At 48.5% G+C, this 17021-nt stretch carries 11 protein-coding genes; 5 read left to right on the top strand and 6 right to left on the bottom strand.

Annotation, left to right across the window (positions count from 1 at the left end; genetic code table 11):
* From KVT36_RS17435 to KVT36_RS17420, 4 genes are read right to left on the bottom strand one after another with little or no spacing between them, the layout of a single operon-like run.
* Positions 1-1038, bottom strand: a complete 1038-nt coding sequence (locus KVT36_RS17435) for a DUF5007 domain-containing protein (RefSeq protein ID WP_217604743.1) — start codon at positions 1036-1038, stop codon at positions 1-3.
* 11 nt (positions 1039-1049) lie between these two features.
* Complete coding sequence (locus KVT36_RS17430; RefSeq protein ID WP_217604742.1) at positions 1050-2213, bottom strand: carbohydrate-binding protein; 1164 nt, start codon at positions 2211-2213, stop codon at positions 1050-1052.
* Positions 2214-2224: 11 nt separating this feature from the next.
* Positions 2225-3700, bottom strand: coding sequence for a RagB/SusD family nutrient uptake outer membrane protein (locus KVT36_RS17425; protein ID WP_217604741.1), 1476 nt, complete (start codon positions 3698-3700; stop codon positions 2225-2227).
* An 11-nt stretch (positions 3701-3711) separates the two neighbouring features.
* Positions 3712-6717: a SusC/RagA family TonB-linked outer membrane protein gene (locus KVT36_RS17420; protein WP_217604740.1), complete on the bottom strand. Its 3006-nt coding sequence runs from the start codon at positions 6715-6717 to the stop codon at positions 3712-3714.
* A gap of 568 nt (positions 6718-7285) precedes the next feature.
* On the opposite strand from KVT36_RS17420, the gene KVT36_RS17415 reads away from it, so the two are divergent.
* Both KVT36_RS17415 and KVT36_RS17410 read left to right on the top strand, forming a co-directional pair.
* Positions 7286-8314, top strand: coding sequence for an endo alpha-1,4 polygalactosaminidase (locus KVT36_RS17415; RefSeq protein WP_217604739.1), 1029 nt, complete (start codon positions 7286-7288; stop codon positions 8312-8314).
* Between the two features lie 77 nt (positions 8315-8391).
* On the top strand, positions 8392-10242 hold the full coding sequence (locus tag KVT36_RS17410) for a gamma-glutamyltransferase family protein (RefSeq protein ID WP_217604738.1): 1851 nt from the start codon (positions 8392-8394) through the stop codon (positions 10240-10242).
* Between the two features lie 22 nt (positions 10243-10264).
* Here KVT36_RS17410 and KVT36_RS17405 read toward each other — a convergent pair whose 3' ends face one another.
* Complete coding sequence (locus tag KVT36_RS17405; protein ID WP_089906776.1) at positions 10265-10621, bottom strand: helix-turn-helix domain-containing protein; 357 nt, start codon at positions 10619-10621, stop codon at positions 10265-10267.
* A 619-nt stretch (positions 10622-11240) separates the two neighbouring features.
* Here KVT36_RS17405 and KVT36_RS17400 point away from each other — a divergent pair.
* Positions 11241-12077 carry a carbohydrate-binding family 9-like protein gene (locus tag KVT36_RS17400; RefSeq protein ID WP_217604737.1) on the top strand — a complete coding sequence of 279 codons (837 nt, stop codon included), beginning with the start codon at positions 11241-11243 and terminating at the stop codon, positions 12075-12077.
* A 9-nt stretch (positions 12078-12086) separates the two neighbouring features.
* Positions 12087-13166 carry a family 10 glycosylhydrolase gene (locus KVT36_RS17395; protein WP_217604736.1) on the top strand — a complete coding sequence of 360 codons (1080 nt, stop codon included), beginning with the start codon at positions 12087-12089 and terminating at the stop codon, positions 13164-13166.
* Between the two features lie 185 nt (positions 13167-13351).
* Here the strand turns inward: KVT36_RS17395 and KVT36_RS17390 are convergent, their stop codons facing one another.
* A complete protein-coding gene (locus KVT36_RS17390; RefSeq protein WP_217604735.1) occupies positions 13352-15649 on the bottom strand; it encodes a GH92 family glycosyl hydrolase in 2298 nt (765 codons plus the stop codon).
* A 127-nt stretch (positions 15650-15776) separates the two neighbouring features.
* On the opposite strand from KVT36_RS17390, the gene KVT36_RS17385 reads away from it, so the two are divergent.
* A complete protein-coding gene (locus KVT36_RS17385) occupies positions 15777-16967 on the top strand; it encodes a DUF5009 domain-containing protein (protein WP_217604734.1) in 1191 nt (396 codons plus the stop codon).
* The last annotated feature ends 54 nt before the right edge of the window (positions 16968-17021 follow it).

Below are 17021 nucleotides of genomic sequence, written 5' to 3'. Positions count from 1 at the left end.
TTAATCGTCCTGAAATTTTGGATTCACCTTGAACTTGAACACCACTTCCCAGTCGCCGGGTTCATAAATGGCTAAGCTGAGCCCTATGCCTGCATTGTACCGGTGCCCAAAGGATATGCGGTTATACTGGAATGCGATATAGGCTTTGTCTGAGTTGCCGGAAACATCGGCCAGTATGGGAAAGGGGCTGGTAACATCATACGTAAGAATGGTGCTGTCAGCGCTCATACGCCGGTTAAAGCCAAAGGGTACATCCAAACCAATTGAACCGGTTCGGTAACGCAGGCTGTCCCATTGTGTGAGGTTGAAATTGGAAAAGGGAATAGCTACAGAATCCTTATCAAAAATTTTGAACGTAAGCGTATTGCCTTTTATATCTGTTTTGCGGAAGTATACATTCACGCTATCCCGGGGCAGGTTCAGGTTAAACTGGTCTACCACGCCGCTAAGGTCAGGGTGCGTAATGCCGCCCTGGTCCCATGCTTTGCGGATGCCGGTAATATCATCAAACTCATATGGCTCATAAGGGCGCGGGCGGCGCACATCCAGCACCATGTTCTTGAACACTTTTTCACCGCCATTATTTTTCACGCGCACATCAAAGTAATAGAGGCCGGGTTTAATGCGGGCGGAATCCGTATTCCAGAAAAATATTTCACCGGAGTGCGGGCGTATATCCAGCACCTGTGCCTGTACGGTGCTGCGTTTGTCTTCAATTTCCGCAATGGTCTTTTCTAAACCGCTGTAATAGGTTTTCCATTGCCGGGTGGCTACTTTTTCCAGCAGCTCCGGTGCAGCGCTGCTATCGGCATGGCGTACATTCTCCAGCGTAAAGGTTAGCGGCTGCGTGGAATAGTCTGCATTAAAAATATAGGAGTACACGTTAGTACGGCCTAAGTTCACCGGGAAGTTGGTCCGGTTATAGTTCATGTTGGTGCTGAAAAAGTCCTTTTCATCCGGCACCATGTGTTTGTAACATCCTGCCATGGCTGTGGCCAGCAGCAGGAGCATAATGAGATAAGGTTTATAACGTTGCATAGTGCGGGGAATTAAAGTTTGTAGAAGATCATTCTGTTGATATTGTAACCGCCGGATTCTTCATAGAACCGCAGGATGTGTTTGCCTGCAGTAAGGTTCACCGTGGTATTTACCGTTACCCAGTTCTGCCAGCCGCCGGTATCGTTGCAATGCACGGTACCGCTGACATTTACGCCATCCATTTCCAGCCGGAAATTTCCGCCGCCACCGCCGGATGCCATACGCAGGGCCACGGCATAGGCGCCGTCTGCGGCCACTTCTACCGTGTATTCCAGCCATTCGGAACCACCGGTCCAGCCCACATTATAAGTGCCTTCACTGCAGTTTTCAATATCTACTGCTTCTGTGCGGTACTGGTTGCCGTTGTTGCCGCCATCATTATCGTGGTAAGCAAGTCCCTCACCGCCATCATCATAATCCTCAAACTCAATAGTGCCGGGTATGGGGGATGGCAATCCCAGGTAGGGCGATTGTATAGGGTTCAGTGAATAAGGGAAAGCCATGGGCACCAAAGACACAAAGCCGAATACATGTTTGCTTTCCAGCACATGCAGCCAGCCATTGGCCGTTTTCAGATCTATGCTTTGGGTAATGGAGGTAGACCAGTCCCTGATAAAACGGGAGCGGTTCATATCACTATACTGTAATACCAGCGGGCCGCCGTTGGAGATGCCGGAAGCAGCGGTAGGTACTGATTTGCCGTTCATCTGGTAATTGTAGGCCAGTGTGTTAAGCATCACCCCATCTGCATATTGCAGGGAATCAGCGCCTACCTTACCCCGCATCATGTAGCGGCGCAGCAGGGTATCCCATACAGCTGCCGGTACGCTGTCCAGCGTCCAGTCGCCTTTAAAACCATATTTACCCCGGCTGAAGTTCAGGTTGTACAGCGCAGTTTTAATGCTGTAATCCTGCGGCGCAAAAAAAGTGATGTTCTCATTTTTCAGCGTATCTGTAAGGCCGGCTTTATCAACCAGGTATAATAAGGTATCATACAAACCCTGCTGACTTTTCAGGAAGTCATAGGTGTTTACCGGCACTTCTGCAGTGGGTTTGGCATTCCGGTAAGTATTATCTTTTTTACAAGCTGCTATTACCAGCAGCAACAGCAGGGCGCCGGCGTACCATTGTGGGCGGGTACTATGGGCGGTGAATTGTTGTAAGCTCATTTTCATAACAGCAAACATTATTTCCAGAAATTATTTTGTACCAGTGCGCTGTTGGTGGAAAGTGCCTGTTTAGACACGGGCCAGTAAGCAGCGCCATTATCTACATCTGCCTGGGTGAATTGGGTGTACCGCGATACTTTGTTGAAATGTATCAGGTCAAACCAGTACCAGCCTTCGCCTATCAGCTCACGCCTGCGTTCCAGGAAAATGGCGTCCAGCAGGGCTTCCTGCGAGGGATTACCGGGCAGGGATTTTAAACCGCGGCGGGTGCGTATGCTGTTGAGATCACCTGTTGCATCGGACATGCCTAAACGCGCTTTACACTCTGCCTGCAGCAGATACAGCTCCTCATACCGGAAAATGATGATGGCGGATGTATAAAAGCGGAGTGTTGGATTTTTTACCGCGCTGTTCACCTGCTTCATTTTATAGAATACCGGGTAGGCATCATTCAGCTGGTCAAAGAACAGGGTAGCGCGCTGATCGCCGCTTTCACTGTAAATACTCAGTATGCTGTCTTTGGGTATATAGATCTCAGATTCGCTTTTGGGAATATCCGGTGAGCGCAGCGTCCAGTCTTCCAGCTGCCCGGTAGTGGAAAATTCTGCGTGGTCAAAGTTGAGGTCTATCTGGAAAATATTGCTGAAGCCACGGCCGCGGAAAGAGCCATCCAGGCGGGTAAGATCGGCGGTGCTTACAAAGTTATAACCGGTTTGCCCCTGGTTATCTATTACGGCACGCGTGTTTTGCAGGGCATTGGCATAATCTCCTTTCCAGGCATACAGGTGCGCCAGTAAGGTATAGGCCATACCGCGGGTGGCGGCAATGGATGTATGGTGGCCTTCACCCTGTCCCTGGTAATCACCCTGCTGCTCCGGCGACTGGCCGTTGTACTTCCATGGCAGGCCATAAGCAGCGGCCAGCCCGTCCTGTATAGCAAAGTCCAGCACCTGCTGCTGGTTGGTTCTTGGGGTAGGCGTAAATGTGCCGTTGGGCGAGCTGGTAATTAAAGGCACATCGCCCCACACCCTTACAATGTAATAGTAGAGAAAGGCGCGCAGGAAACGTACCTGCGAGCGGTCCAGCTCCATATCATTGTTAGAGTAGCGGTAATCACGCTTGGGCACTTCCGGCAATTTTTCAATGGCCAGGTTGCATTGGGCAATGGCGGCATAAAACCGGCGCCAGTCGCGCCATTGATCGACAGTGGCATAACTGGCGTTCAGGTTATTATCCACCAGTGCCTGCAGGTCGCCGCGTTTGGTAACGCGAAAGTCGCCACCCCGCAGATCACCATATACCCAATGGGCATTTTCATTCATTAATGCGGCGCGTATTAGGGCATAACAGCCATAAACAGCGGCACGGGCATCATTTTTATTCTGCCACATGTTCTCTTCTGTAAGCGCGCGCTTGGAGGGCTGATCCAGCATTTTGCTGCAGGAGCTGGCCAGCAGCAACAAGCCTGATAAGATCACTATTGTATATCGCATGGCAATAGTTTTTAGAATTGAAAGTTGAAACCTAACGTAAAGCTGCGCGGTGCTGCCCAGTTGTAATAACCCTGGTCATAACCAAAGTAGTCCACCGCTTCCGGGTCGCCGCCGGAGTAGCGCGTCCATCTCCATATGTTATTGGCAGTACCATAAATGCGCAGCTGCTCAATACCGGCGCGCTGCATCCAGGGAGCGTTCAGGTTATAGGTGAGCGTAACAGAACGCAGCTTTATGAAAGAACCGTCTTCCAGGAACAGCGTCTGGTCCGGCTGGTAAGCATTTACAGGGCTCCAGGGATTATACAGCGGGTACTTGTTATAATCGCCGTCTATCTTAGACCAGAAGTTCACTTCCTTAATACCTTTTACATCATCCAGCCCTTCGCGCTGCGCAAAATCAAAATGGTCGGCCATAGCCTGGTTAATGATCTTACGGCCAAAGGCGTAGTTGCACTGTACCTGCAGCTCCAGCTGTTTGTAACGGAAGGTGTTGCTGAAATAACCCTGTATTGCCGGTACTTGCCGCCCCTTCATTACCCGGTCTGCATCATTGATCACGTAATCGCCGTTCAGGTCTTTCCATTTGGGATCGCCTGCATGCAGGGTAGCGCCCTGGTACGTCATTTTGTGGCCGTTGGAAGGGTTGGTGGGAACCTCTGCATCGCTGTTGTAAATACCATCGTTGATCAGCAGCCAGTAACGGTCTGTTGGTTTGCCTACCAGTAAGCGGCGGTTACCTATCAGCATATCTGTTAAACCATCCGGCATAGCCAGCAGCTTGTTTTGATTGGTGTAGGCTGAGATGCCGGTGCTCCACTGGAACTTTTTGCCGCGGATCACATCTGCATCAATGGCTACTTCGTAACCGTAGTTGCGGATGTCCATACCGTTCTTAACAAGGCCGGTATAACCGGTTTCTTCCATCACGGGAATTTTCAGCAGCAGGTCGCGGTCTGTTTTGGAGTACACATCCAGCGTAGCATGAATGCGGTCGTTCAGTAAACCTACATCCAGGCCTACATTCAGCTGCTCTACATAAGGCCATTTTAAATTGCTGGTTACATAACCGGTGCCAAAGGCCGCGTTAATGGCGGGAAAGGCGTTGTAGGTAGCTGTGTTGGGGTTACCATCCCAGCCAATGTCCACATTGTAAATGGGCCCGCCTTTGTAATACTCATCCATTAATACGCGTCCCACACGGCCGTAGCTGGCTCGCAGGTTCAAAGTGCTTAGCCAGCGTGAGCCGTGCAGAAATTCTTCATTGCTGATCTTCCAGGCTGCGGATAAGGTGGGAGAGAACAGCCAGCGGCTATCCGCCGGCACGTTGGAGCTGCCATCTTGCCGCAGGTACAGGTTCACAAAATATTTTTCCAGGTAATTATACCCTATGTTGGTGTAAAAAGAGGCTACGTTGCTTTGCGTATAGTCCTTATAGTTAGCCTGCAGGCGCAGGTTGCCGAATACGCCTTCCTTATTGGAGTCGTCGCCTGGTTTGTAGATCTTAATATAATCACTGCGGCCTTTATAAGCTTTGCCGTAATCGTAGCGCCACTTGTCCCACTGTGCGTATTGACCCAGCGTTACATCTATATGGTGTTTACTTACAAAAGTGTGATCGTACCGTATGGAATTATCCAGCACCATACGCCGGCTTAACCCGTCAAAGTTGGATACGAAGTTGTTGCCGTCATTGATGGTGGTGGGTATGAACAGATCCCGGAAGTTTTGCCCATAGTCAATGCTGAAGCGGGTGTTCAGCGCCCAGTCAGGGCCCAGCGTGTAATGCAGGTTGGCAAGTATGCGCGCATTATTGTTCCGGTTCCGGTTCAGCCCATCTTTCAGGTACGTATAATACTGCTGTAAGTATTGTTTGTTTGGCGATGGCGGATTTTCAAAATTCACCAGGTAATCCTCATCACCGGCGCGGTCCCGGATAAATTCATTACGGTCGCGGGTAAGCGTGGAGCCGTTAATGAAGGTGGTGAGCATCAGGTTCCTTACGGGCATCAGGTTAATGCCAAAATTAATGTCGTACCGGTTCATGCCTGTATGGTCTGCCACGCCTTGTTGTGCGGTGCGGCCCAGGCTAAAGCGGAAATTGGCAAGGCGGTTGCCGCCGCTTACTGCGGCTTGTATACCATTGCTTAAAGCATTGCGGTAATAGAGGTCGTCCCAGTCTGCTGCCCCAAAGTACCGGGCCTGTGTGGAATCTGCCAGGTACCGCGGAAAATTGCGCCATTGTGATTCATTGGCGTATTGCTGGTAAAAAGGCAGGCGGAAATTGCGCTCATACTCGCCGTTAACCGTGTTTACCGTAGGTTTAATAGAAAGGCCTATCCAGGAATTTACTGATACTTTCATGCGTCCGGAGCGCGGGCCTTTGGTGGTGATGTTGATAATGCCGTTAGCGGCCAGGGGGCCGTATCTGGCGCTGGCTGCAAAATCTTTCAGCACTTCTATGCTGGCAATATCATTTACATCCAGGAAAGAGAGCAGGTTGCTTTCTGTTCCCAGCCGGTTGAAATCAAAGCGCTGTATGTCGTACGGGAAGGCGTGTTCCGGCATCAGCGGCACCCCATCTACAATATAGGTAGGCTGTGCATAGAACAGGTCACTGTTTTTGAGCAGTAAGGTAGATGTGCCCCTGATAAATACGCTGGTACGTTTGCCGGGTTCTGCGCTGGGTGTACGTATATCCACGCCCGTTACCCTGCCGTTCAGCATCTGGTCAATGCTGTTGTAAGGCATTTTTCTTACCTCGTCCATATCCGCTTCAGATATGGCGCCTGCTTTGTTGTTATAAAGGAACAGTTCATTATTTGGTAAATGTCCAATAGTGTCCCTGGCCTGCAGCGGTATTTTTTTTAGCCAGCTGATACTGTCTGTGGAAGACGAGATACTGCTGGTGTCTTTGCTCTTGTACACGCTTTGCGCATAACTGCCGGCAGACAGCAGTAAGCAGACAATGGCCCCTGCCACCCGTTTGCACGGGATGGCGTAACATTGTGTTGTCATAAGTGAAGATTTGGCAATACAAACCCTGTGCGTAAGCTTGCACTTACACCGGGCTTAATAATGTTGCTTTACGGAAACAGATTTAGCTACCGACCTTGTAATAGATCAATAGCGGATGTTGTAAAAGCGATGGTGGAGACGTGTACGGGTGAGGTACGGGCATACGGATAGTATGGCCATTTGCTAGTAAAATTTGAACCTGCATGTGCTAGAATTGTGGAATTTTAAAATGTGCTTTACGGTGATAAACATTCTTATGGAAATAGGCTCTGGACTAGTTTTCAAGGCATTGTTAGTTAAACTGATAACGCGGAATCGGGATTACACTGCTGACGTGGGCCTTTAAACGAAATCCTACTACATACAATAAGTTCTTCAATCGGTTGTGCTCACAATTTAAATAGCTAAAACGATTTTTCATAATTTTTTTCAACAATTATTTTTCATTTTTAGATTTGGTAGTTGCTGAATAACTATTACTTATAACTCAAGACAGTTTTAATTTATTATTGCTGTATAACATTTTGAGCAATGTAACGTTTTAGAAAAAACCATCAACCCTATCTTTATGAAAACCATTTACCCGCTATCTGTAGCGCTAGTTATCATTTTAGGCTTAACCGCCTGTACTCATTCCGATGTACCGGAGCCTGCATTACCATCCACACCTTCATCCAAAATAAAAGCTACGCCTGCTGTAATTGATTACCGGGAGGAGATGCGCAACTTTGTGATCGGCATCAGCCAGTATGCAAAAGCACAGAACCCGCAGTTTGCCATTATTCCGCAAAACGGCATTGAGCTTATTACCACTAACGGTGAAAGTGATGGAACACTGGCCCAGTCTTATATTCAGGCCATTGATGGTGTAGGCCAGGAGGATCTTTTCTATGGTTACACCGATGATAATGTGCCCACCCCTTCTGATGACAACCTGTACCTGCGCGAATTCCTGAACCGCATTAAGGCAAGCAAGAAAGTGCTGGTTACTGATTATTGCAGCAGCAAGACTAATATGGACAAGTCTTACAGCAGCAATAACACTAACGGTTATACTTCTTTTGCCGCCAACCACCGGGAGCTGGATAATATTCCCAACTACCCCGTACAACCATATGGTGTGAACAGTAATAACATTACCAGCTTATCACAGGCAAAAAACTTCCTTTACCTTATTAATCCGGAGAACTATTCCAACAAGACCCAGTTCATTAATGCCGTTGCAGCTACTAATTATGATTTGGTGCTGATGGACCTGTTCATTGACACCAACAATCCTTTTACCGCTGCAGAAATAGACCGGCTGAAAACCAAAGCCAACGGTGGTAAGCGCCTGGTGATCTGTTACCTGTCTATTGGCGAAGCAGAGGATTACCGTTATTACTGGAAAACAGGCTGGGGCGTGGGTAACCCGCCCTTCATCAGCGCAGAAGATCCCAACTGGGAAGGCAACTATTATGTGGAGTACTGGAACGCTGACTGGAAAAACGTAATATTCGGTAACGACAGCTCCTACCTGAAAAAGGTATTGAACAGCCATTTTGATGGCGCCTACCTGGATATTATTGATGCTTTTGATTATTTCGAGAACCGGTAGGACCGTTCATCTATTTTGCAGGTTTAACAATTAACAAAGCAGTAATTTTATTGGTATCGCAACCAATATCTATTGCTATGAGGAAATATCCACTCACCCTGTTATTGTTATGCCTGCCCCTGCTGGTATTTTGTCAGGCCACACAAAAACCTGTTTTACATGGCCAGCACTGGATGGCCATTACCGGCAAGCCGCTGGCAGCAACGGCCGGCTCCATGATATTTCAGCAGGGTGGTAACGCGGTAGATGCTGCCTGCGCCATGATAGCCGCTACCTCTACCATGTGGGATGTATTGAGCTGGGGTGGCGAAACACAGGCCCTCATCTACAATCCGAAAACAAAAAAAGTAATTGGCATTAATGCATTAGGAGTAGCACCCACCGGTGCTACTCCTGCTTTTTATAAGCAAAAGAACATGAAATACCCGCCGGAATACGGACCGCTATCGGCCGTAACGCCCGGCACACCAGGCGGCATTATTACCATGCTGGCGGAGTATGGTACCAAAAGCTTGAAAGAAGTGCTGGCCCCTGCCATGGAGCTGGCCAAAGGTTACCCCATAGAAGGCCAGACCGCCAACAGCATCCAGGAATACAAAAAGTGGATCACACAATGGCCGTACTCCAAACAGGTGTTCTTTACACATCCGGGCCGTGCGCGTGTGGCGCCGGATGCCGGTGAAATCTTTCGCCAGCAGGACCTCTTAGCTACGTTACAAAAGCTGGTAGATGCGGAACAGGCTGCGCTGAAAAAGGGCAAGTCCCGCAAAGAGGCGCTGTATGCGGCCTACGACCGGTTTTATAAAGGCGATATTGCACAGGAATTTGTACGTGGCTGCCAGGAGCAGGGTGGCCTTATTACCCTGCCTGACCTGGCCAACTGGAAAGTGCATATAGAAGAACCCATGATGGTTACCTACAAAGGCATTGAAGTGTACAAGCTTTCCCAATGGACACAAGGCCCGGCCTTACTGCAGGCGCTGAACATCCTGGAAAATTTTGACCTGAAAGGGATGGGCTACAACTCCACCCGTTATATACATACTGTGTACCAGGCTATGAGCATGGCCTTTGCCGACCGGGATTTTTATTATGGCGATCCGTACTTTCCGCCGGAAGAGCCCATGAAAGGCCTGCTTTCCAAAGCATATGCAAAGGAGCGCGCCCGCACTATTAACCAGGAGCAGAATGATACCATGATAGGCCCCGGCGATCCTTACCCCTTTGAAGGCGGCGGTAAGCAGAACCCTTATTTTAACCTGTTAAAAACCTGGGGCCATACTGCGGTGTATAAACCGGATGAGCCCATTCATGGCCTGGATGACCCTTTCCTGCAAACATTCCTGAGCGGCACTACCTCCGTAGAAGCTGCCGATGCAGAAGGCTGGGTAGTATCCGTAACGCCCAGCGGCGGCTGGTTACCGGCCACTATTGCAGGCCACACCGGGGTAGGTATGAGCCAGCGTATGCAAAGTTTTGTGCTGGATGAAAAGGAAAGCCCGTTTAATGTAATGGAACCCGGTAAACATCCGAAGGTAACGCTTACGCCTACACTGGCATTGAAAGATGGGAAACCGTACCTGTCGTTTGCCGTGCAGGGTGGCGATAGCCAGGACCAGAATCTGCTGCAGTTCTTCCTGAACGTAGTGGAGTTTGGCATGAATGTGCAGGAAGCCGTGGAAGCAGCCAACTTTAACAGCTACCAGATGTACTCCTCCTTTGGCGCACATGAGCGCAAACCCGGCGGCTTAACCCTGCAGCAAAACACACCCTTCTGGACACGGAAAGAGCTGAAACAATTAGGATATAAGATAGATTACCAGGAGCGCACCTCCGGCCCCATTAATGCCATTTATTTCGACTGGCAGCATGGCAGCTTCTGGGGCGGCCCCAGCAACCACGGGGAAGATTATGGGATTGGATGGTGAGTGCTGCGCGCTGCGCGCAGCATCAACAAATATTCGGAATAGTTCCCGAAAAATCACACAGCTTTTCCAGCAATGCGCATAGTTCCTCTCCCTTCTTGGTAAGCGTGTACACCACTTTAGGCGGTACTTCCGGGAAGTGCTGCCGGTTGATGAGCGTGTTTTTTTCCAGCAGCTTTAAACGGTCTGCCAGTATATGATCCGTAATAGGCGACAGCTCTTCCTTGATACCGGAAAAACGGCTGTTGCCTTCCTCTATACAGAAAAGGATCTCCGTAAACCAGCGCCGGCTTAATAATACCAGCAGCTCATTTAGCGTACACTTACTTTCCAGGAAAGCTTGATTCTGGTAGTTAGTTGAATTGACCTTCCTTTCAGCCATAAAAATATTTATTTAAGTAGTTACTATTTAAATAATGAGTTATTGCATAGGTAAGCTGGATATGCTTGCTTTGTAACAGTGAATTGTAGAACGGAAACCCTGCTTTAAACATGCTCTCTCAGATCCGGTTTGCCTTCCGTATGTAATGCCTGAGCAATGTAGGAGAATGGATCCAGATATCAAACGGGAATTACATAAACGGACGGCCCCCGGCTGCAGAGCACACTATAAGACATTTTAACTGGCATACGCGTTTTCAATGGTTGCCCGGCAATTATTGCCGCTGCGGTTTCCGCGCAATTTTTTGCAGGGAACCCGCAGCAGGCGCGGGGTCAGCAGCACACCAAACAGCCTTTAAAGGGCAGTGAACATCAGGACAGGACAGTTTTTAATATTGATTGTTTTAATACCGGAAGCCCGGCGCTGCCTCTGAACAGCGCCGGTTTCCTCCCGGTATCCGTACATTATCCGGCTGTTACTGGTTGATGGCGCCTGTAACAGCTAACCCCGCAGCACTGCCGGCGCAAACCGTGTAACGGTATAGCTGTCAGCCTTTCATCCCTTCTTCCTGCCGAACAAATAATAAAAAAAACTACTGTATATTCCCTATATTTACGACATGCATTATTTTACTTTTTCTCAGCGCAGCATCCGTAATATTTTAGCCGGGGGAATATTACTTTTTTCAGCTGCTTCCGCCCAAGCGCAGAATGTAGAGCCCTTGCATTATACCAGCTTTCATACCAGCACCAAACCCACTATTGATGGTAAACTGAATGAAGCCGTATGGCAGCAGGCCGCCTGGAGCCAGGATTTTACTGATATTGAAGGCGACAAACGCCCGCAGCCGCCTTTACGCACCCGCCTTAAAATGCTGTGGGATGATCAGTACCTGTATGTAGCCGCCGAACTGGAAGAACCGCATATCTGGGGCAAGCTGCTGCTGCATGATACCATCATCTTCCACGACAACGATTTTGAACTATTTATTGATCCGGATGGGGATGGGAAAGAATATTTTGAAATAGAGGTGAATGCCCGCAATACTGTTTTTGACCTGTTTATGCCGCGTCCCTACAACGAGGGTGGCCATGCCCTTATTACCTGGGATACTAAAGGCATGAAAACAGCCATCGGCATAAATGGCACCTTAAACAAACCTGCGGATAAAGATAAATCCTGGACAGTGGAAATGGCTATTCCTTTCAAAGCCCTGCGCCTGTTGGGTGTACCGGATGTACCGAAAGACCGTAGCGTTTGGCGTATTAACTTTTCCCGCGTGGAATGGGATACGGAAATTAAAGGCGGCCAGTACGTAAAGAAAACCAACCCCGCCACCGGCAAACCCTTACCGGAACATAACTGGGTATGGTCGCCGCAGGGTGTTATCAACATGCATGTGCCGCAGAAATGGGGCTACTTACAATTCTCTACCCAAGCCGTTCAAAAGCCGTAAATTACAACAATGGATAAGCGTAATTTTATAAAATCACTGGGTCTGGGAAGCGTAGTTTTACTACCCGGTGTACCTGCTCTGGCCAAAGAAGCCACTGCAGCGGCAAAGGAGGCAGCGCCCCCAAAAATAGCGCATCGCGTATGGATCAATCCTAACAAGGAAGATGCAGAAGCAGACATACAAAAACGTTATGCCGATTATAAAAAAGCAGGCATCAGCGATATTTACTTTGAAGACGATAGCGAAAAACATTTCCGCATCGCTAAAAAGAATGGCATTAAAGCCCACCGCTGGATCTGGACAATGAACCGCGGAGAAAAAGAGCTGCTGGCTGCTCACCCGGAATGGTACTCACTGAACCGTAAAGGCGAATCCTGCGCAACCAACCCGCCCTATGTGGGTTACTACCGCTGGTTATGCCCCAGCAAACCGGAAACGCTAACCTACCTGAAACAGCAGGTGGAAAACGCGCTTTCCAAAGATTATATAGATGGCATTCACCTGGATTATGTACGTTATTGTGATGTGATACTGCCCGTGAACCTGTGGAGCAAATACGGCATTGACCAATCCAAAGAATTACCGGAATACGATTTTTGTTATTGCGAAACCTGCCGTAATGCCTACAAAGCAGAAAAAGGCAAAGACCCGCTGGAAATGGAACACCCGGACCAGAGCCCTTCCTGGCGTAAGTTCCGTTATGACCGTATCACCAACATCGTAAACAACCTGGCCAAAGTAGCGCAGCAGCATAAGAAACCTATTACTGCTGCTGTATTTCCCACGCCGGAAATAGCCAAGCGCATTGTGCGCCAGGACTGGACCAACTGGCACCTGGATGCGGTGAACCCCATGATCTATCATGGCTTTTACCAGGAAGATGTAAGCTGGATCGGTGATGCAGTAGCCGAAGGCGTGCGCGCCCTCAATGGCCGCTTCCCTTTATACGCCGGCCTTTTCCTCCCGGACTTTAATGGTAATATGGACGATCTGAAACGCGGCGTAGCATTGGCCGTGAAGAACGGCGCCGCAGGCGTATCACTGTTTGGCGAGCTAACACCGGAAGTGCTGGCTGCGATAGCGGTGTAGAATTACGAATTGAGTACTGAGTAATTAAAAATATTTCGCTTATTATTCGTGCACAATCCACGATACATTCATATCAACACATAAAAAAAAGTCCTGCCTCAGTGCAGGACTTTTTAGTTTTTTATATTTTATTCAACATCACACTACCTTTCGCTGCATTCTAATTCGTAATTGACAATTCGTAATTAAAGCTTGGAGTCCGGCCTGTCTGCAGGCAGCTTCCCAAACTCATAGTTCGGCTTATCTCCCATCTTAACCACCAGCGTACCGCCTTTCACAATATCAGTATGTTTAATATAGCTTTTCGTATAAGGCTTACCGTTCAGGGTAATGCTTTGAATATACTTGTTAGCAGCGCTGTTGTTCAGCGTTTGCACGGTAAAGGTTTTGCCGCCCTGCAGCTGCAGGCTGGCCTTATCAAATACCGGGCTGCCAAAAACATAAATGCCCTTGGCCGGGTTTACAGGATAAAAACCAACAGAAGATAATACATACCAGGACGACATAGCGCCTACATCCTCATTACCAGCCAGGCCATCCGGCTTAGTGGTATAGAACTCCTGCATTACCTGCCGTACTTTTTCTGCCGTTTTCCATTGGTTGCCGGCGTAAGTGTACATATAGGTAACATGGTGGCTGGGCTCATTACCATGCGCATACATGCCAATGAGGCCGGATATGTCGCTGGAAGCTTCTTTACCCATATCGCCTTTAGCTTCAAACAGACTGTCCAGCTTTTGGGTAAAAGGCGCATCGCCACCCATTAAGCTGATCAGGCCTTCCACATCCTGCGGCACCAGCCAGGTATACTGCCAGCCGTTACCTTCTGTAAAATCGCCTTTTTCATGTTTGGACTGGAAAGGATCGTACGGCGTTTTAAAGCTGCCATCGCTCATACGCGGACGAACAAATTTGATGGTGCTGTCAAAATAATTCTTGTAGTAAGCAGCACGTTTGGCGTAGGTATTATAATCATCCGTTTTACCCATTTTCTTGGCCATCGCTGCAATACACCAATCGTCAATGGCATATTCCATGGCTTTGGATACGGACTCATATTCTTTATCAGAAGGAATGTAACCGCGCTCTTTCACGTAGTTCACGCCGAGGTCGTCGCGGGTAGAGGATACTTTCATGGCGGCCAGCGCAGCTTCCGCATCAAAACCTTTAAACCCTTTCAGGTAAGCATCGGCAATCAGGGGCACGGCATGGTAACCCACCATACAGTTGGTTTCACTGCCCATCAGCGGCCAGATAGGCAGCTTACCCTGTTGCTGGTAAATAGCCAGCAGGGAGTTAATGAAGCTGCTCATACGGTCCGGGTGCAGCAGGGTGCTAAGCGGCGCTGCAGAGCGGTAAGTATCCCACAGGGAAAAAGTAGTGTAGTTATCAAAACCAGGTTTGGTGTACACTTTTTTATCCGTACCGCGGTAGCTGCCGTCATGGTCGTTAAACAGGGCCGGGCCTATCATGGTATGGTACATAGCCGTGTAGAATACGCGCTTTTTAGCTTCATCTGCACTTTGTACATTGATCTTGGCCAGCTCCTTGTTCCACTTGTTATTGGCGCTGTTCACTACTGCAGCAAAATCCCATCCGGGAATTTCTGCGTTAATGTTAGCCAGCGCATTTTCACTGCTCACGGGCGAGATGCCTACTTTCAGCATTACCTGCGCAGGCGCATTGTCAAAGGATATAATGCCTTTGGTGTATTTGGCTTTCAGCTCCTTGCCTTCTTTCTTTTCATCGCCATCATATACGGCAAAATTTTTCACCGGTACATTACTCTTAATGGCAAACCACAGGCGCTGATCTTCTGACCAGCCTTTGGAAAAGCGGTAACCTTCCAGGGTGTATTCATCTTTTTGGCGGATGAATGTTTCCACGGGTGCATCCCAGCCAATACCTTCTTTCAGATCCACAATAATGTGAGCCGGTTTGCCTTTAGGGAAAGTGTACCTGTGAAAGCCAACGCGCTCAGATGCGGTTAGCTCTACCTGTATATCATGATCGTCCAGGTGCACGGCATAATAACCCGGCCTTGCCGTTTCACGGTTATGGGAGTAATGGGAGCCGTAACCGGTAGTAGGATTTTCCTGTGAGCCATGGCTGGTCTTTACATCGCCGGTGTAGGGCATTATCAGCACATCCCCCAGGTCGCCAATGCCGGTACCGCTCAGGTGTGTTTGTGAAAACCCGATCACCACACTGTCGGAATAATGGTAACCGGAGCACCAGTCCCACCCTTTAACAATATTATTCGGTCCTACCTGTACTGCGCCAAAAGGAACGCTGGCGCCTACAAAAACGTGCCCGTGTCCGCCGGAACCAATATAGGGATCTACATAAGAAAGTGGTTTGCTTTCCGGTAATTTTTGTCCCTGTATTTTCCGGGGTTGCTCTACCTGCGCTTTCACCTGCGCGCCTGCCATCACCAGCCCTGAGAAGGCCAGCAGATAAGCATTCTTAAACCTCAAAGTCATATTAGCTGCTTTAAACTGCCAAGATACGTGCTGGAACTTACTTTTCAAGTAGTTTTTATGTGAACGGATCTATAAAATTGCTTTTATCAGCACTATGTATTATTTTTCTAAACAATCCAATACCTACATGATCAACCAACTATCTACGCAGCGCATACTTTCTATTGATGCTCTCCGCGGCATTACCATCCTGGTAATGATCTTTGTAAATGAGCTGTCCGGCGTAAGCGGTATTTCCCCCTGGATGAAACATATGCCGGCTGATGCGGATGCAATGACCTTTGTGGATGTGGTGTTCCCGGCCTTCCTGTTTATTGTAGGCATGTCTGTTCCCTTTGCTATTAACCGCCGCCTGGCTAAAGGCGATAGTTTTGTGCAGCTGCAAAAGCATATTGGCTGGCGCACACTGGGCCTGCTGGTATTAGGGTTGTTTATGGTAAATGCAGAAGACGATTATAATGAAGCTGCAATGGGCATGTCTATTCATGTATGGTCATTGCTGTTTTATATATGTGTGGTATTGGTGTGGAATGTGTACAAGCTTTCAAAACCCACGCTGGTATATGTGTTAAAAGGCATTGGCATTGCAGGCTTGCTGGTGCTGGCATTTATTTACCGCGGTGGAAAGGATGGTACGGAATATTTACAGCCACACTGGTGGGGTATACTGGGGCTCATTGGCTGGGCCTATTTATACAGCTGTATTTTTTACCAGCTGTATAAAGGGAATGTATATGGGTTGCTGGCCATGATCGGTATTTGTACGCTGTTTTATATTATAGGCCACCAACCGGCCATACAGCAATCCGGCTGGCACTGGATCACCTCCCAAAGCGGCAATGCAGCGCATACCTCTATTGTATTATGCGGTATTGTGCTTTCTCTCATTTTCTTTGACCAGTCCAGTAATAAAAGCGTGCAGCAGCGGTTTATACAGGCTGGTGGTTTTGCATTGATATTATTGGTGACCGGTTATTTCCTGCGCCCTTATTTTAAAATATCCAAGATCTACGCCACCCCTACCTGGTGTTTATACAGCGCAGCTATCTGTTGTATTTTGTTCTCTTTTTTATACTGGCTTATTGACCGCAAACAGATCAGCGGCTGGACAAATTTTTTCCGACCTGCCGCCGCCAATCCTTTGCTTACCTACATCATCCCTTTTATAATCTATGCCCTCCTGCACCTGCTGGGCATCCATTTACCGGACCTGCTGCAGCAGGGTTATCCCGGTATGTTATGGTGCATTCTGTATGCCGTGATCGTGATGGGCATTGCCAAAGGATTGAATAAAGCGGGGATAAAATTGCAATTGTAATATAAACGTTATAGGCTCGTTCGCATGGGTCTGCCATAGACTTTTACATTTCCC

Origin of the sequence: Chitinophaga sp. GbtcB8, assembly GCF_019091455.1 — a bacterium.
In the GTDB taxonomy this organism is placed as follows: Bacteria; Bacteroidota; Bacteroidia; order Chitinophagales; family Chitinophagaceae; genus Chitinophaga.
Note: the sequence above shows the minus strand (reverse complement) of the source record. Positions and strands in the feature narration are given on the sequence as shown.